Raw genomic sequence first — 19,165 nt, forward strand, 5'->3', positions numbered from 1 at the left:
CGAACGCCGGATCGAGCGCCTGATAAGTGACGTGCACCGTGGTCTCGGTGATGCCGTACATATTGACCAGGGTCGGCGCATCGGCGGCATGGCGCTGGTACCACTCGGCCAACGGCCGGAAGTCCAGCGCTTCGCCGCCGAACACGACATAGCGCAGCGACAGCTGCCGGCCCAGTTCGGGGTCTTCGCCCTCGGCCTGGAGCAGTTGATAGAACGCCGACGGCGTCTGGTTGAGCACGGTGACGCGCTCGCGCACCAGCAGCTGCAGGGTCTCGCGCGGCGCGCGGCTGACGAAGTAGGGAACGATGACGAGGCGTCCGCCGTGGCACAGCGGCCCCCACAGTTCCCAGACCGAAAAGTCGAAGGCATAGGAGTGGAACAAGGTCCACACGTCGTCGGCGCCGAAGCCGAACTGGCCGGTCGCGTCGAACAGGCGCACGACGTTGTGGTGCGGAACCAGCACGCCCTTGGGCTGGCCGGTCGAGCCGGAGGTGTAGATGACGTAGGCCGGATGCTGCGGCCGCAGCGGGCGGCGGCGGTCGGCGTCGCTGGGGTTGTGCTCGGCCGCGGAGCGGTCGTCGACGCGCAAGGTCGGCAGGCCCGCGGGCAGGTCGAGCGTGAGCGAAGGATCGGCGATCAGCGCCACCGGTTTGGCGTCGCCGAGCATGTAGACGAGACGGTCGGCGGGATAGTCGGGGTCGAGCGGCAGATACGCCGCGCCGGCCTTGAGCGTGGCGAGGACGGCGACGACGAGGTCGGGCTCGCGCGGCAAGGCGAGGGCGACGATGTCCTCGGGGCCGACGCCGGCGGCGATCAGGCGGTGGGCGAGACGATTGGCGCGGCGGTTGAGTTCGGCATAGCTCAGGTGCCGGTCCTCGAACGACAGCGCGATGGCGTCGGGCGAGCGTTCGACTTGCTGCTCGAACCAGTCGGGCAAGGTCAGCCGCTCGTCGAAGCGGGCGGCGCCGTTCCACTGCGTCAGCACCCGCGCGCGTTCGTCCGCGTTGAGCAGATCGACCTCGCCGATCCGCTGCTGCGGACGCTGCGCCATCGCCCGCAGCATCCGCTGCAGGCGTTCGCTCAGCCGTTGCGCGCCGGCTGCGTCGAACAGATCGGAGGAATATTCCAGCGAGCCGTACAGGCCCGCCGGCGCGCCGTCCGCATCGTGCGCCTCGCCGAAGTCCACGCTCAGGTCGAACTTGGCGATGTCGAGATCGAACCCGGCCTGGCTGCAGCGCAGCCCCGGCAGCGCCAGTTCGGCGGAGGCGTTGTTCTGCAGCACCAACATCACCTGGAACAAGGGGTGATGCGACATCGAACGGGTCGGGTTGACCGCTTCCACCAACTGCTCGAACGGCAGGTCCTGGTGTTCGTAAGCGGCCAGATCGGTCTCGCGGACGCGCTCGAGCAAGGCCTCGAAGCTGGGGTCGCCCGACACGTCGGTGCGCAGCACCAAGGTGTTGAGGAACAGCCCGACCAGCGGCTCCAGGGCCGGATCGGTGCGGCCGGCGATGGGCGTGCCGATGGGGATGTCGGTGCCGGCGCCGAGCCGGCACAGGGTCGCGGCCAGCGCGGCCTGCAGCGCCATGAACAAGGTGGTTCCGCGCCGGCGCGCCAGCGCCAGCAAGTCGGCGTGGGTGACGGCGTCGAGTTCGAACAGCAAGCGCGAGCCGCGATAGCTCGCGACCGCCGGGCGCGGCCGGTCGCACGGCAACGCCAATTGTTCGGGCAAGCCGGACAACGCGCGCTTCCAGTACTCGATCTGGCGCGAGATCGCGCTGTCCGGATCGCTGTCGTCGCCGAGGGTGCGGCGTTGCCACAAGGTGTAGTCGGCGTACTGCACCGGCAGCGGCGCCCACGCCGGCGCCCGTCCTTGCAGGCGCGCGGCGTAGGCGGCGGCCAGATCCGCCGCCAGCGGCGCCATCGATGCGCCGTCGCCGGCGATGTGGTGCAGCAGCAACAGCAGCACGTGGCGCTGCGGCGCGAGCGCGAACAGGCTCGCGCGCAACGGCAGATCGGCGTCGAGGTCGAAGGCATAACCGGCGGCGCGCGACAACGCGCCGCGCAGGTCGGCATCGTCGCAGCTCAGGCGGTGCAGACGCAGGCGCGCGCCGTCGACGACTTCCTGCCGCGGCGGGCCCTCGGCGGGGAAGCGGGTGCGCAGGCTCTCGTGCCGTTGCAGCAGATCGTCGAGCGCGGCCTCCAGCGCGTCGGCGTCGAGCTCGCCGTCCAGTTGCAATGCCAGCGGGATGTTGTAGGTGGCGGTCGGCCCTTCCATCTGGTGCAGGAAGTGCAGGCGCCGCTGCGCGAACGACAACGGCAAGGCGTCCGGCCGCGGCTGCGGCGCCAGCGCCTCGCGCGCGCGCGCGCCGCCGCTCAGGCGCACCGCCAGCGCGGCCACGCTGGGCGCTTCGAACAGCGCGCGGATCGGCAGTTCGATCTGGAACGCGGCGCGCACGCGCCCGATCAGACGGGTGGCGAGCAGCGAATGTCCGCCCAGCGCGAAGAAGCTGTCGTCGATGCCGACCTGGGGCAGGCCGAGCACGTCGGCGAACAAGCCGCACAACACCGCTTCGGCGGCGTCGCGCGGCGCGCGCAGCGCGACACCGGCGGTGTCCGGCGCGGGCAGCGCCTTGCGGTCGACCTTGCCGTTGGCGTTCAGCGGCAGCGCGTCCAGCGCGATCACCCGCGCCGGCACCATGTAGTCGGGCAGGCGTTCGGCCAGCGCCGCGCGCAGTCGCCCGGCCTCCTCGGCCGTGGTCGCCGCGTAAGCGACCAGTTGCTTCTGGCCGGGCCGATCCTCGCGCGCCAGCACGATGCTCTGCGCGCAGCCCAGCGCGGCCAGCGCCGCCTCGATCTCGCCCAGTTCGATGCGGAAGCCGCGGATCTTGACCTGCTGGTCGACGCGGCCGAGGAACTCGATCTGCCCGTCCTCGCGCCACTGGACCAGGTCGCCGGTGCGGTACAGGCGCGAGGCGCGGCCGAACGGATCGGCGACGAAGCGCTCGGCGCTCAGGCCGGGACGATGCAAATAACCGCGCGCGAGCCCGTCGCCGCCGATGTACAGCTCGCCGGGCAGGCCCGGCGGCAGCGGCCGCAGCGCGGCGTCGAGCACGTACAGGCGGGTGTTGTCCATCGCCGCGCCGATCGGCACGTTGGCCTCGGCGCGGTGCGGCGCTTGCATCGGGTAGCAGGTGGCGAAGGTGGTGGTTTCGGTCGGGCCGTAGACATGCACCACGCGCAGCCGCGGATGCGCGTCGAGCACGCGCTGGAACGCCGCGCTGGACGCGGCTTCGCCGCCGCTCCAGACCTCGCCGACACCGGCGAAACACGCCGGATGGTCCTCCGCCAGCAAGCGGAACAGCGCCGTGGTCAGGAACAAGGCCTCGACCCCGCTAGCGGCGATGGTGCGCGCCAGCGCGGCGGCGTCCAGTTCGCCCGGCGGCGCGATCTCGATCCGGCCGCCGCGCAGCAGCGGCACCCACATCTCATAGGTCGAGGCGTCGAACGCGTGCGCAGAGTGCATCAGCACCCGGCCGTGGCCGCGATCGTAGCGGCGATCGAAGGCCAGCGCGACGATCTCGCGCTGGGCGACCGCCACGCCCTTGGGCTTGCCGGTCGAACCGGAGGTGTAGATGACGTACGCGAGCTGGCGCGGATCGGCGACGGCGACGGGATCGTGCGCGTCGTCCTCGCCGTCCTCGCCGAGCCGGTCGACCCGCAGCATCCGCGCAGCCGGGACGATGCCGCGTCCGTCTACGCTGTCGTCGCACAGCAGCACCGCCGCACCCGTATCGGCGAGCACGAAATTCAGGCGCTCGTCCGGCGCTTGTTCGTGCAGCGGGACGTAGAAGCCGCCGACCAGAATCGTCGCCAGCGCCGACACCACCAGCGCCGGCGAACGCCGTTGCAGGATCGCCACGCCGCGTTCGGGGCCGACGCCGTGCGCGCGCAGGCGGCGCGCGAGCCGTCGCGCGGCCCGGTCGAGTTCGGCGTACGTGAGCGTCTGGTCCTGCATCGACACCGCGACGGCGTCGGGCGCGCGCGCGAGCTGGCGCGCGAACGACTCGGCCAGGCCGATGTTTTCCAGCGCGTTCCCGCTGCGGTTCCACGCTTCGAGCAGGCGCTCGCCGTCGGCATCGAGCAGCCCCAGGCGGCCGACCGCGCGGTCGGGATGCTCGACCCATTCGCGCAGGATCTGCGCATACGCGTCGAGGATGCGCCGGGCTTGCGCCGGCGCGAACGCGTCTTCGCGATAGCTCAGGCTCAAGCCCAGCCGCGCGCCCGGCAGCACCGCCAGACCGAGCGGGTAATGCGAGGCGTCGCCGCCGTCCTGGCGGTGCGAATCGATCCGCAGCACGCCTTCCTGCTCGCGCAGCGCGGCCTCGTCGACCGGATAGTTCTCGAACACCACCAAGGTGTCGAACAACTCGCCGTGACCGGCCAGCGCCTGCACTTCGCTCAGGCCCAGGTGCTGATGGTCGAGCAAGGCCGATTGTTCGCGTTGCAGGCGCTGCAACAGCTCGCGCGCGCTTTCCTGCGCGCGCAGGCGCAGGCGCAGCGGCACGGTGTTGATGAACAGTCCGATCATGCGTTCGCTGCCGGCGACCTCGGGCGGCCGGCCGGACACGGTGGCGCCGAACACCACGTCGTCGCGGCGGGTCAGGCGCGAGAGCAACAGCGCCCAGCTCGCCTGGATCGCGGTGTTGAGCGTCACCGCGGACTCGCGCGCGAGCTGCGACAAGCGCGCGCTCAGGGACTCGGGCAGGCGTTCGAGCAACAGCTTCGGCGCGGCCGTGCCGGTCAGCGCCGGCGCGACCCGGGTCGGCTCGTCCAGGCCGGCGAGCGCTTCGCGCCACGCCGACAGCGCCGCGCCGCGGTCGCGGCCGGCCAGCCAGGCGAGGTGGTCGCGATAGGCCGGCGCCGGCGCCAGCGCCGCCGCGTCGGCATCGGCGTGGTACAGCGCGAACAGTTCCTCCAGCAGGATCGGCATCGACCAGCCGTCGAGCAGGATGTGGTGGCAGGTCAGGACCAAACGATGGCGGCGTGCTCCCATGCGCGCCAGCGCCCAACGCAACAGCGGCGCCTGCGCCGCGTCGAAGCGCCGGCGCTTGTCGGCGCTGAGCCAGCGATCGAACTCGGTCTCGCGTTGTTCGGGCGTACCGGCCGGTTCTAGGTCCTGCCACGGCACCGCGAGCCGGCGCGCGATCGCCTGCACCGGCGTGCGCAGCCCTTGGTGGACGAACGCGGCGCGCAGATTCGGATGGCGGTCGAGCAGCGCCTGCGCGGCCCGGCGCAGGCGCGCGCCGTCGAGCGCGCCGTCGATGCTCAGGCTCATCTGCACCAGGTAGGCGTCGTCCGCGTCGGCACCGGCGTCGGCGTACAGCGCGTGGAACAGCAGGCCGTGCTGCAGCGGCGACAACGGCAGCACCTCGGTCAGATCCGGCCGCGCGGCTTGGATGCGCTCGATCTCGTCCTGGTCCAGGCTCAGCAGCGGCAGATCCGACGGCGTGAACACGGCGCCTTCGCTCGCGCCGGCCGCTGCGGCGATCCGCGCGAGCGCGGCCGACCAGCGCCGGGCGAGGTCGGCGATGTCGTAGGCGTCGAACAACTCACCGGCCCAACTCCATTGCGCATGCAGGACCGGGCCGTCGGCGCCGTCGTAGGTGGTCGCGCTCAGGCTCAGCGCGTGCGCCAGCGGGCGCAGCGCGTCGCTGTGGTCGTCCAGCCGCGCGGCTTCGGCCGAACCGGTCCAGGGGCGCGACTGGCCGTCCTCGGCCAGTTCGAAGCGGCCCAAATAGTTGAAGCCGATCTGCGGCGCGGCGTGGCCGCCCAGCGCGGCGCGGCCTTGCTCGCTCAGATAGCGCAGCAGGCCGTAGCCGACGCCGTTCTCGGGCAGCGCGCGCAGTTGTTCCTTGACCGACTTGAGCGCGCGTTCGAGTTCGCGGTCGTCCCGGCCGAGCGCGCGGCGGCGGTCGATGCCGGCCAGCTCCAGACGCAGCGGGAACTGGCTGGTGAACCAGCCGACCGTGCGCGACAGGTCGCTGCCGGGCACCAGCGCGGTCTCGCGGCCGTGGCCTTCCAGTTCCAGCGATACCGCATCGCCGTGGCCGCCGCGGTCTTGCCGCCATTCGGCCACGGCCAGCGCGAACGCGCTCAGCAGCACGTCGTTGATGCGGCCGTGGATGCGCTCGGTGGCGCGGGTCAGCAGCGCGCGCGTGGTGTCGCGGTCCAGGCTCAGTTCGAGGCTGCGGCGGGTGGCGACGGTGTCGCGCCGCGGGTCGAGCGCGCGCCGGCCGAGCGCGGGTTCAGCGCCGGCGTGCATGCGCTGCCAGAACGGCAGTTCGCCGATCCGCTCCTGCGCCGCCCGCGGCAGCGCCAGGGCCCAATGGCGCAGCGAGGTCGGCACCGGCTCCAGCGCCGGCGCGCGGCCGGCGCTGCGCGCGTCCCAGGCCGCGCGCAGGTCCGGCGCGAGGATGCGCCAGGACACGCCGTCCACGGCGAGGTGATGGATCATCAGCAACAAGCGCGAGCCGTCGCCTTCGTCGTCGAACCAGACCGCTTCGAACATGTGCCCGGTTTCGGGCCGCAGGCGCGCCTGCGCGGCGTTGCTGTGTCGTTGCAGGGCCTGCGCGCGCTCCGGCGCCTGCAGACCGCGCAGATCGACCCGGTGCAGCCGCTGCGCGGCGTCGACGGCGTCGGCCGGCAGCACTTGCACAGAGCCGTCCGCGTCCAAGCGCAGGCGCAGCGCGTCGTGATGCTCGACCAGGTCCTGCAGCGCCGCGCGCAACGGCGCTTCGGCCAGTCGCGGCACCTGCAGCAATTGCGACTGGGCGAAGCGCGCGAACGGCGCGTCGCGTTCCAGCAGCCAGCGCACGATCGGCGTGGCGGGCAGGGCGCCGACCGGATCGGCCGCCGCGACCGCGGGTTGCCCGGCGAGTTCGCGCGCGACCCGCGCCAGCGCTTCCACGTCGGGATGTTCGAACACGTCGCGGGCGCTGATCGTCAGCCCGGCGCGGCGCGCGCGCCCGACCAGCTGGATCGAGCCGATGCTGTCGCCGCCGAGGGCGAAGAAACTGTCGTCGATGCCGACCGCATCAGCCTCCAGCCCCAGCACCTGAGCGTACAGGTCGCGCAGCACGCGTTCGCGCCCGCTGCGCGGCGCGCGCGCGGCGCGGGCGGCGAAATCGGGTGCGGGCAGCGCCTTGCGGTCGAGCTTGCCGTTGGCGGTCAACGGCAGCGCCGGCACCGCGATCAGCGCGGCCGGCAGCATGTACTCGGGCAGGCGCTGCGCCAGCCGTTCGCGCACGCCCGCGCCGTCGAGGGTGTCGGCGACGACGTAAGCGAGCAGTTGCTTGCGGCCGGCGCCGGCGTCGTACCCGACCACGGCGCTGCGCGGGTAGCCGCACGCCGCCAGCGCGGCCTCGACTTCGCCCGGTTCGATGCGGTGGCCGCGGACCTTGATCTGCTGATCGGCGCGGCCGAGCAGTTCCAGCGCGCCGTCGGCGCGGCGGCGGACCAGATCGCCGCTGCGGTACAGGCGCTGGCCGGGTGCGAACGGATCGGCGACGAAGCGTTCCGCGCTTTGCCCCGGACGGTCGAGGTAGCCGCGGGCGAGGTTGGCGCCGCCGATGTACAACTCGCCGATCGCGCCGGCGGGCAGCGGCCGCAGCGCGGCGTCGAGCACGTGCAGACGGGTGTTGTCGATCGGCGCGCCGATCAGGTTCAGCGGCGCGTCGCCGCCGAGTTCGGCCGACGCGCACCAGATCGCGGTTTCGGTCGGGCCGTATTCGTTGTAGAGGCGGGCGTCGCCGCAGGCCTGGGCGTGGCGCTGCGCCAACTGCGGCGAGATCGCTTCGCCGCCGAGGATCACCGTGCGCAGGCCGCGCAGCCGGTCGTCGGCCTGTTCCAGCACCGCGGCGTACAGCGCCGGGCCGCTGATCCAGGTGCGCGCTTGCGCGGCGCGGACCAGTTCGGCCAGTGCATGCGGATCGCGTTCCAGGCCTTCGCCGGGAAGGATCAGGGTCTGGCCTTGGCTCAGCGCGCCGAACACCGCCGCCAGCGATGCGTCGAACGCCAACGGCGGCAGCAGCAGGGCGCGTTCGTGGGCCGGATAACGCGAGGCGCGCGCGCGGATCGCATTGACGATCTGGCGCTGTTCGATCATCACGCCCTTGGGCGCGCCGGTCGAACCGGAGGTATGGATCACGTAAGCCAGATCGGATGCGCGCAAGGCGCGCGGGCGTTCGGCGTCGGTGGGCACGTGCGTGGGCGCGGCGGCGAGGCGCGCGCGCGCGGACTCGCTGTCGAGCGCGAACGCCGGCGGCAGGCCCGCGTCGGGGCCGCGCGCGGCCAGCCAATCGGACGGCGCCAGCAGCGCCGCCGGCCGCGCCGCGGCGAGCACTTGGCGCAGGCGTTCGGCCGGCAGCTCCGGGTCCAGCGGCAGATACGCCGCGCCGGCATGGATCACGCCGAGCAGGGCCAGGATCGCCTGCAGCGAACGCGGCAACGCGACCGCGACGCGGTCGCCGGGGCCGATGCCGTCGGCGATCAGCGTATGCGCGAGCTGCGCGGCCTGGCGTTGCAGCTGCGCGTAGCTCAGTCGCTCGTTCGCGCATTCCACGGCGACCGCATCGCCCGCGGCCGCGGCCGCGCGCCCCAGCCATGCGCTCAGCGTTTCGCCGGCGTGCCCGGCGTCGGTGGCGTTCCAGCCGGCCAGTTGTTCGCGCTCGGCGTCGCTGAGCAGGTCCAACTGCGCGAGCCGCCGTTGCGGCTCGGCCGCGATCGCCTCCAGCGCGCGGACGCAGGTGGCGAGGATCGCCTCGGCGCGGTCGTCGTCGAACGCATCGGGGCGGTGGGTCAGGCTCAGCTTCAACTCGCGGCCCGGCATCGCCGCCAACCCCAGCGGGTAGTGCGAACGGTCGCCGCCGCTGCTGCCGTGCGCGCTGGCGCGCAGCGCGCCGCCGTCGTGCTGCAACCGCTGTTCGTCGACCGGGTAGTTTTCGAACACGGTCAGGGTGTCGAACAACTCGCCGGCGCCGGCGGCTTTCTGGATGTCGGGCAGGCTCAGGTGCTGGTGTTCGAGCAGTGCGCCCTGCTCGCGCTGCAAGCGCTGGGCGAGTTCGCCGAGGCGCTCGCCGGCGCGCAATCGCAGCCGCACCGGGACGGTGTTGATGAACAAGCCGATCATCCGTTCCATGCCGGCCAGTTCGGGCGGACGGCCGGACACGGTGGCGCCGAAGACGATATCGTCGCGGCCGGTCAGGCGCGCGAGCGTCAGCACCCACGCCAGTTGCACCAAGGTGTTGAGGGTGACGCCCAGGCGCCGCGCCTGCGCGGCCAGGGCTTCGCTGCGCGCCTCATCGAGCCGCAGCGAGCGCAGCCGCGCCGGCGCCTGCAGGCGCAGTCCTTCGGCGACCAGGGTGGGTTGCTCCAGGTCCTCCAGCGCTCGCCGCCACGCCTCGCGCGAGGCGGCGCCGTCGCGGCGGTCGAGCCAGGCGAGGTAGTCGCGGTACGGCGCCGGCGGCGGCAGCGGCTGGCCGCGGTACAGGGCGAACAGTTCCTGCAACAGCAACGGCAGCGACCAGCCGTCCATGAGGATGTGATGGTGGCTCAGCGCCAGCACGTGGCGCTGCGCGCCGATGCGGGCCAGGGTGAAGCGCAGCAGCGGCGCGCGGGCGAGGTCGAAGCGCCGCTCCCGGTCGCGTTGCAGCAGCCGTTCGAGCGCGGCGTCGGGATCGGCGTGCGCGCGCAGGTCGACTTCGCTCCACGGCAGTTCGACCTCGCGCGCGATCGCTTGGACCGCGCGGTCGAGTCCCTGATGCAGGAACGCGGCGCGCAGATTGGGGTGGCGCTGCAATACGGTTTCGACCGCGCCGCGCAGCGCCGCCGGATCGAGTTCGCCGTCGAACGCCAGCGCCAGCTGCACGCTGTAGTCGTCGCCGCCGGCTTCGTCGTACAGCGCATGGAACACAAAGCCGTGTTGCAGCGGCGCCAGCGGCAGGATGTCCTGCAACGGCGGCTGCGCGGCTTCGATGGCCTCGATCTGCGCTTGCGGCAGCCGCGCCAACGGCAGGTCGGACGGCGTGAACGCGCGCGTCGGCCGGCGCGCGGCGAACGCGACGATGCGGCGCAGCGCGGCGAACCAGTCTTGCGCGAGTTCGGCGACGTCGGCCTGGTCGAGCAACTCGCCGGCCCAGGTCCAGTGCGCGTGCAGCACCGGGCCGTCGGCGCCGTCTACCGCGGTGGCGTTGACTTCCAGCGTGTGGTTGAGCGGACGCGCGGCGTCGGCGCTGGCGGCGATGGATTCCTCGCTCGGGGTCCACCCGGCGGACGCGCCGGCGTCGGCGCCGAAGCGGCCGAGGTAGTTGAAGCCGACCTGCGGCGCGGGCCCGGCCAGACGCGCGCCGTCCTCGCGCAGATAGCGCAGCAGGCCGTAGCCGGCGCCGTTGTCGGGCAGCGCGCGCAGTTGTTCCTTGACCGACTTGAGCGCGCGTTCCAGCGCCGCGTCGTCGTCGCCGTGCGGTAGCTGCAGGCGCAGCGGGAAGGCACTGGTGAACCAGCCGACGGTGCGCGACAGGTCGGCGCCCTCGACCAGCCCGACTTCGCGGCCGTGGCCTTCCAGGCCGAAGCCGGCGTGGCTCGCGTCGCCGCGGCCGCGCTTGCGGTTCCAATGCGCCAGGGCCAGGGCGAAGCCGGTCAACAGCACGTCGTTGACGCGGCCGTTGATGGATTGCGCCGCGTCGGCAAGCAACGGCCCGGCGACCTCGGCGTCCAGGCGCAGCGCGAGCTCGCGGCGGGTGGCGACGGTGTCGCGGCGCGGGTCGAACGCGCGCGCGCCGAGCGGCGTTTCGTCGACGGGCAACTGCGCTTGCCACAGGGCGATTTCGGGCTCGCGCGCCTGCGCGGCGCGCGACAGGCCCAGCGCCCAATGCCGCAGCGAGGTCGCGACCGCTTGCAAGGCGGGCGCGCGGCCGGCGGCGCGAGCGTCCCAGGCGGCTTGCAGGTCCGGCAGCAGGATGCGCCAGGACACGCCGTCGACGGCGTAGTGATGGATCGCCAGCAACAACCGCGGCCGGGTCGGATGGGCGAACCAGACCGCCTGCAGCAGGCGGCCGGCCGCGGGGTCCAGACGCCGCTGGGCGGCGTCGGCGTGTTCGCGCAGCGCGGCGGCGCGGGCGCTGTCGTCGAGGCCGGCGAGGTCCACGCAGGTCAGCGCGTCGCTCGCCGCGACCGCGCCGGGCGCGCGGATTTCGAAGCGGCCGGCGTCGATCCGGCGCAGGCGCAGGGCATCGTGGTGGTCGAGCAGATCCTGCAGCGCGGCGCGCAGCGGTTCGGCGCGCAGCGCCGGGACGTCGAGCAGCAGCGACTGCTGGTAGTGCGCGCCGGCCTCGCCGGCGTGTTCGTCGAACCAGCGCAGGATCGGGGTCGCCGGCAGTTCGCCCAGCGGCGACTCCTGCGCGGGCGCGGCCTCGCCGGCGGCCAGCGGCACCGCCACGGCGGCCAGCGCGGCGACGTTCTGGTGCTGGAAAATATCGCGCGGGTGCAGCTTCAGGCCCTGGCTGCGCGCGCGCCCGACCAACTGGATTGAACTGATGCTGTCGCCGCCGAGCGCGAAGAAGCCTTCGTCGATGCCGACTTCTTTCAGGCCCAGGGTCTGCGCGAACAGTTCGCACAGCCGCCGTTCCATCTCGTCGCGCGGGCCGCGGCCGGCCGCGGGCGCATCCGGCGCCGGCAGCGCCTTGCGGTCGAGCTTGCCGTTGGGCGCCAGCGGCAGCGCGTCCACGCGTACGATCGCGGCGGGCACCATGTAGTCGGGCAGGCGCGCGGCCAGATCGGCGCGCAGCGCGTGCGCGTCGGGAAGCTCGCCGGCGGCGCCGGCGATGTAGGCGACCAGTTGCTTGCGGCCGGGGCTGTCTTCGCGCAGCACCACGGCGGTGCGCGCGCAGCCGAGCGCGGCCAGCGCCGACTCGATTTCGCCCGGTTCGACCCGGAACCCGCGCAGTTTGATCTGCTGATCGACCCGGCCGAGGCAGTCGAGCTCGCCGTCGCCGCGCCAGCGCGCCAGATCGCCGGTGCGGTACATGCGCGCGCCGGCGTCGAACGGATTGGCGACGAAGCGTTCGGCGCTGAGCGCGGCGCGGCCTAGGTAGCCGCGGGCGAGCGCGTCGCCGGCGATGTACAGCTCGCCGGGGACGCCGTCGGGCACCGGCTGCAGGCGTTCGTCGAGCAGGTAGACCTGGGTGTTCCAGACCGGCCGGCCGATCGGCACGTGGCCGCCGGCGCCCGCGGCCGCGTCGGCGGGGCGTTCGTAAGCGACGACTTGGATCGTGGTTTCGGTGGGGCCGTACAGGTTCACCACCGGCACGCCCCACTCGCGCGCGGCGCGTTCGGCCAGTTCCGCCGGCAGCGCTTCGCCGCCGCAGAACAGGCGCCGCAGCGCCGGTTTGCGCGGCGCGTCGAGCAGCGCGGCGAGCATCGACGGCACCGCCTGGGCCACGCCGATGCGCTGGCGCACGCAGTAATCGACGACGCCTTCCAGATCGTGGCGCAAGCGGTCGGGCAGCAGGCAGGCGGCGGCGCCGGCCAGCAGCGGCAGCCAGATCTCCCATTGCGCCGCGTCGAAGTTGACCGTGGTGCGCAACAGCACGCGGTCTTCGCCGCCGAGCGGGAAACGCGCCTGCATCCAGGCCATGTGATTGGCGAGCTGCGCGCGCTCGACCAACACGCCCTTGGGCGTGCCGGTCGAGCCGGAGGTGTAGATCGCGTAGGCCGGATGGCGCGGATGCGCGGGGCGCACGCGTTCGGAGTCGCTGGGCGCAGCGCAGGACGCGGCGTCGAGTTCGCCGCGCACGCGTTCGTCGTCCAAGGCCAGCCAGGCGTCCTGCGCGGCGTCGCCGGCCAAGGCGGCGATGCTGGCGCGGGTACCCAGGCCCAGGCGCGCGCGCGCGTCGGCGAGCATCGCGCGCAAACGCGCGGCCGGGTAGCTCGGGTCCAGCGGCAGATAGGCGGCGCCGGCTTTCAGCGCGGCCAGCATCGCCACCACCAGGCTCGCGTCGCGCGGCAGCGCCAGCGCGACCCGGTCCTCGGCGCCGACGCCGCGCGCGATCAACACCCGCGCCAGCCGGTTGGCGCGACGGTCCAGCTCGGCGTAACTGAGCGTTTCCTCATCGCAGACCAGCGCCACGGCGTGCGGCGTCGCCGCCGCCTGCCGCTCGAAGCGCGCCACCACGTCGGCCTCGTCCAGCGGCGCGCCGGTGTCGTTGCGCGCGATCAACAGCTGCGCGCGTTCGGCCGGCCGCAGCAGATCGACCGCGCCGATGCGCAGCGTTTCGTCGGCGGCCACGGCCTGCAAGAACAGCCGCAGGCGTTCGGCCACGGCCTGCGCGCCGGCGTCGTCGAACAGATCGCGCGCGTACTCCAATGCGCCGTGGAGCCCCGCCGGCGCGGCGCCGGGCGGGTTACGCTCGGCGAAGGTGAACGCCAGATCGAACTTGGCCACGTCGTTGGCCAGCGCCGCGGCGCGCACGCTCAGGTCGGGCAGGCGCAGTTCGGCCGCGTCGGTGTTCTGCAGCACCAGCATCACCTGGAACAGCGGATGGTGGGCCAGCGAACGCTGCGGGTTGAGCAGCTCGACCAGCCGCTCGAACGGCAGGTCCTGATGCGCGTAAGCGGACAGCGCGGTGTCCCTGGCCCGCGCCAGCAACTCGGCGAAGCGCGGATCGCCGGAGGTGTCGTTGCGCAGCACCAGGGTGTTGAGGAACAAACCGACCAAACCGCCGAGCGCTTCGTCGTCGCGGCCGGCGACCGGCGTGCCGATGGCGATGTCGTCGCCGCCGCCGAGCCGGCTCAGGGTCGCCGCCAGCGCCGCCTGCAGGACCATGAACAAGGTCGCGCCGTGGCGCTGGGCGAGGGCGGCCAGGGCGGCGTGGACGTCGGCGTCGAGGTCGAGCGCGCAGACGCCGCCGCGATAGCTCGGCAGCGGCGGACGCACGCGCTCGGCCGGCAGCGCCAGTTGCTCGGGCAAGCCGGCCAGGGCGCCGCGCCAGTAGTCGATCTGGCCGCGGATCGGGCTGTCGGCGTCGTCTTCGTCGCCGAGGGCCTGGCGCTGCCACAGGGTGTAATCGGCGTACTGCACCGGCAGCGGCGCGAAGTCCGGCGCGCGGCCTTGCGCGCGCGCGGCGTAGGCCTGAGTCAGATCGCGCGCCAGCGGCGCCATCGACGCGCCGTCGCCGGCGATGTGGTGCAGCAACAGCAGCAGCGCGTGCCGGTCTTCGCCGAGGCGGTAGACCGTGGCGCGCAGCGGAATCTCGCGGGCGAGGTCGAACCCGTGCGCGGCGTCTTCGGCCAGCGCGGCGCTCAGCGCATCGGGCGCGATCTCGCGTTCGCGCAGCGGCGGCGCCAGCGGCGCGAGCACGAGCTGCCGGGCGATCTCGCCCTCGGGAAACATCGTGCGCAGGCTTTCGTGGCGCGCGACCACGTCGGCGAGCGCGGCGCGCAGCGCGGCGCGGTCGAGCGCGCCGTGCAGCTCCAGCGCCAGCGGCAGGTTGTAGGTGGCGCTGGGCCCTTCGAGCCGGTGCAGGAACCACAGCCGGCGCTGGGCGAACGACAGCGGCAGCGTCTCGGGGCGCGGCTGCGGCAGCAAGGCCGGGCGGCGCGCGCGCCGCGGGTCCAGCGCGACGGCCAGCGCGGCGACGCTGGGCGCCTCGAACAAGGCGCGGATCGGCAATTCGATGTCGAGTTCGGCGCGGACCCGGCTGATCAGGCGGATCGCCAGCAAGGAATGCCCGCCGAGGGCGAAGAAGCTGTCGTCGATGCCGACCCGTTCCAGCCCCAGCACCTCGGCGTACAGCGCGCACAGCGCGCGTTCGCGTTCGTCGCGCGGTTCGCGCGCGCTCAGCGGAGCGTAGTCGGGCGCCGGCAGCGCCTTGCGGTCGAGCTTGCCGTTGGGCAGTTGCGGCAGCGCCGGCAACGCCAGCAGCGCGGACGGCACCATGTAATCGGGCAGGCGCTCGGCCAGCCGCGCGCGCAGCGCGTCGGCGTCGAACTCGCCGGCCGCGGCCACGTAAGCGACGATCTGGCGCTGACCGGGCCGGTCCTCGCGCACGATCGCGGCGTTGCGCGCGAAGCCGGCGAGCGCCAGCTGCGCTTCGATCTCGCCCAGTTCGATGCGCAGGCCGCGCACCTTGACCTGATGGTCGGCGCGGCCGCGATGGACGATGACGCCGTCCTCGCGCCATTGGGCGAGGTCGCCGGAGCGGTACATGCGCTCGCCGGCCGCGAACGGATCGGCGACGAAGCGTTCGGCGCTGAGCGCGGCGCGGCCGAGATAGCCGCGGGCGAGGCAGTCGCCGGCGATGTACAACTCGCCGACCGCGCCCGCCGGCACCGGCCGCAGCGCGCTGTCGAGCACGTAGAAGCGGGTGTTGGCGAGCGGGCCGCCGATCGGGATCGGGCCGTCCTCGACATCGCGGCACGGCCATGCCGCCACGCCGATCGAGGTCTCGGTCGGCCCGTAGGAATGATGCAGCGGCCGCCCCAGCCGCTGCGCCACGCGCCGGCGCAGATCGGCCGACAAGGCTTCGCCGCCGCAGATGATGCGGCGCAGGCTGGCGCATTGCCCGGCGTCGGCTTCGAGCACGAACAGCTCCAGCATCGAGGCGACGAAGTGGACCGTGGTGATGCGCTCCTGCGCGATCAAGCGGGCCAGATACGCCGGTTCGCGATGGCCGTCGGGCCGCGCCAGCACCAGCCGCGCGCCCTGGGTCAGCGGCCAGAAGAATTCCCACACCGAGACGTCGAAGCTGGCGGGGGTTTTCTGCAGCACCGCGTCGTCGGCCTGGAGCTTGTACTCGCGCTGCATCCAGTCCAGGCGGTTGACGATGCCGAGATGCGGGATCGCCGCGCCCTTGGGCTTGCCGGTCGAGCCGGAGGTGTAGATCACATAGGCCGGGTGCTGCGGCCGCAGCGGCGCGGTGCGCTCGCCGTCGTCCGGCGCGTGCGCGGGCAGGGCGGCCAGGCGCGCGCACAGCGCCGCATCGTCGAGACGCCACGACGGCGCAGCGGCGGGCAGGCGCGCGGCGACGTCGCCGCGCGTCAACACCCGCGCCGGCTTGGCGTCGGCAAGCATGTCGGCCAGGCGCTCGGCCGGGTAGTCGGTGTCCAGCGGCAAATACGCGGCGCCGCTCTTGACCACCGCGCACAGCGCGACCGGCAAGTCGAGCGAGCGCGGCAGGGCCACGCCGACGATGGATTCCGGGCCGATGTCTTGCGCGATCAGCGCGTGCGCGAGGCGGTTGCTGCGCGCTTCCAGTTCGGCGTAGCTCAGCGACTCGCCCTCGAAGCTCAGCGCGATCGCCTCGGGCGTGCGCGCGGCCTGCTCGGAAAGCCGCTGCGCCAGCGTCGCCGGCGGCAGTGCGTGCGCGGTGGCGTTCCAGTCGCGCAGCACCTGCTGCGCTTCGTCGTCGTCGAGCAGGTCGATGCGGCCCAGCGGCTGCTGCGCGTCCGCGGCGAAAGCTTCGATCAGGCGTTGGTAGCGGCGGCCCAGGCGCTCCACCTGCTCGCGTTGGAACAGGTCCGGGCGGTAGCTGAGTTTGAGCTGGTAGGGGCGGCCCGGGATCAGCGCCAGGCCGACCGGGTAATGCGAGGTGTCGCCGCCGTTGTGGCTGTGCAGCGAAATCTTCAGCGCGTCGGGGTCCTCCTGCTCGTCGCCGACCGGGAAATTCTCGAACACCACCAGGGTGTCGAACAGTTCGGCGTGGCCGGCCAGACGCTGGATTTCGGCCAGTCCCAGGTGCTGGTGATCGAGCAGCGCGGCCTGTTCGCGCTGCAATCGGGTCAGCAGCGCGGCGACGGTTTCGTCGGGCCGCCACTGCAAGCGCAGCGGCAGGGTGTTGATGAACAAGCCGACCATGCGTTCGACGCCGGGCAGTTCCGGCGGCCGGCCGGAGACGGTGGTGCCGAAGGCGACGTCGAGGCGGTTGCCGATGCGTCCCAGCAACACGCCCCAGGCCGCCTGGACCACGGTGTTGAGGGTCACGCCGAGCCCGCGCGCGAGTTGGGTCAAACGCTGGACCAGCGCGTCGGGCAGATCGATGCGCAAGGTCTCCGGCGCGGCCGGCGCGGTGCTGGCCGCGGCGATGCGGGTGGGTTCCTCGAAGCCCAGGAACGCGGCGCGCCACGCGTCGCGCGCGCCGGTCTGGTCGCGCCCGCCGAGCCATCGCATGTAGTCGCGGTACGGCGCCACCCGCGGCAGCGCGTCGGCGTCGGCGCCGTTGCGGTACAGCGCGAACAGTTCCTGCAGCGCGATCGGCGAGGACCAGCCGTCGAGCAGGATGTGGTGGCTGGTGAAGATCAGATAGTGGCGCCGGGCCGATTCGCGCACCAGGACGAAGCGCAGCAGCGGCGCGCGGGTGAGTTCGAAGCGTTGTTGCAGATCCTCGGCGATCGCGCGTTCCAGCGCCTGCGCGCGCTGCGGCGGCGGCAACTCGGACACATCCAGCTCGCGCCACGGCGCCTGGACCTCGCGCTGGATCACCTGCACCGGTTCCTTGATCTTGTGGTGCACGAACGCCGCGCGCAGGCTGGCGTGGCGCCGCAGCAGCGCGTCGGCGGCGGCGCGCAGGGCCGCGGCGTCGAGCGCGCCGTCGAGGGCGAAGGTCATTTGCACTACATAGCTGTCTTGCACCTTGTCGTCGTACAAGGCGTGGAACAAGAAGCCGTGCTGCAGCGGGGTCAGCGGCAGGATGTCTTCAATCTGCGAGTTGCGCATAGAGCGATTCCAGGAGTTCGATGTCGGACTGGTCGAGCGCGACCAGCGGTACGTCGGACGGCGTCAGCGCGGCGCCGTCGGCGTCGCGGGCGAAGGCGGCGATGCGCGCGAGCGCGTCGAACCAGGCCTGCGCCAGCGAGCGCACCGCGGCCTCGTCGAGCAGTTCGCCGGCCCAGTTCCAGTTGGCGTGCAGGCGCGGGCCGTCGGCTTCGTCGCGGACCAGGGCGTTGAGGTCGATGGCGTGCGGCAGCGGCTGTTCGGCGTCGCTGCCGCCGCCGAAACCGCCGTCCTCGCCGACCGGGTTCCAGTCGGCGTCGGCGGCCTCGCCGGCGACCGCGAAGCGGCCGAGGTAGTTGAAGCCCAGCGTCGGCGGCGCAAGCGCGCCCAGCTCGGCGCGCGCGTCCTGGTCGAGATGGCGCAACAAGCCGTAGCCGATGCCCTGGTCGGGCACTTGCCGCAGCTGCTCCTTGACCGATTTGAGCGCGCGCTCCAGCGCCTTGCCGCCGGCCAGCGCTTCGTCGAGGTCGAAGCCCGAGGCGTCCAGCCGCACCGGGAACAGGCTGGTGAACCAGCCCACGGTGCGCGACAGGTCGGCGCCGTCGATCAGCCCGTCGACCGCGGCGAGTTCGCGGCCGTGGCCTTCCAGGTCGAAGGTCAGCGCCTGCGCGCCGGCTTCGCCGCGTTCGCGCCGCCATTGCAGCATCGCCAGCGCGAACGCGCTGAGCAGCACGTCGTTGATGCGGCCGTTGATGCGCTCCGGCGCCTGGGTCAGCAGGACGCGGGTGGTCTCGGCGTCCAGGCTCAGGCTCAGGGTACGCAGGCTGGCCATGACGTCGCGGGCCGGGTCGAGCCGGCGCGGCAGCCACGCGCCGCCGTCGGGCGCGAGCATGCCGCGCCACAGCGGCAACTCGTCGCGACGGCGTTGCGCGGCCTGCGGCAGGGCCAGCGCCCATTCGCGCAGCGAGGTCGGCGAGGCGTCCAGTTCGATGCTGTGGCGGCCTTGCAGCGCCTGTTCGTACGCCGAACGCAGATCCGGCAGCAGCACGCGCCAGGACACGCCGTCGACGGCGAGGTGATGGATCACCAGCAACAGCCGCGATTGTTCGCCGGCGTCGAACCACACCGCTTGCAGCAGGCGGCCGGCGGCCGGGGCCAGGCGCTTTTGCGCCGAATCGGCCAGCCGCGCTACCGCCGCCGGCGCGGGCGTGGCGCCGCTTATCGCCAGCAGGCAATCGTCGGCGCGCACCGCGCCGGCCGGCAGGATTTCCAGGCGCTCGCGATCGAGCACGCGCAGGCGCAAGGCGTGGTGGTGATCGAGCAAGGCCTGCAGCGCCAGGACCAGGGCGCGGCCGTCGAGCGCCGGCACCTTGAGCAGCATCGACTGCTGGTACTGAT

General features: G+C 73.1%; 2 protein-coding genes (1 of these 2 cut by a window edge). Both read right to left on the reverse strand.

Features of this window, described 5'->3' with window-relative positions; all coding sequences use genetic code 11:
• A partial coding sequence (locus BLU84_RS25145) for a non-ribosomal peptide synthetase (RefSeq protein ID WP_074873721.1) occupies positions 1-17,770 on the reverse strand: 17,770 nt, incomplete at its 3' end.
• Positions 17,751-19,165, reverse strand: part of the annotated coding region (locus tag BLU84_RS25150) for a non-ribosomal peptide synthetase (RefSeq protein ID WP_083383100.1) (this coding region is incomplete at its 5' end). The annotated region continues 24,009 nt past the right edge of the window; 1,415 of its 25,424 annotated nt are in view. The genes BLU84_RS25150 and BLU84_RS25145, both read right to left, overlap by 20 nt.

Origin of the sequence: Lysobacter enzymogenes (assembly GCF_900106525.1) — a bacterium.
Taxonomy (GTDB): domain Bacteria; phylum Pseudomonadota; class Gammaproteobacteria; order Xanthomonadales; family Xanthomonadaceae; genus Lysobacter; species Lysobacter enzymogenes.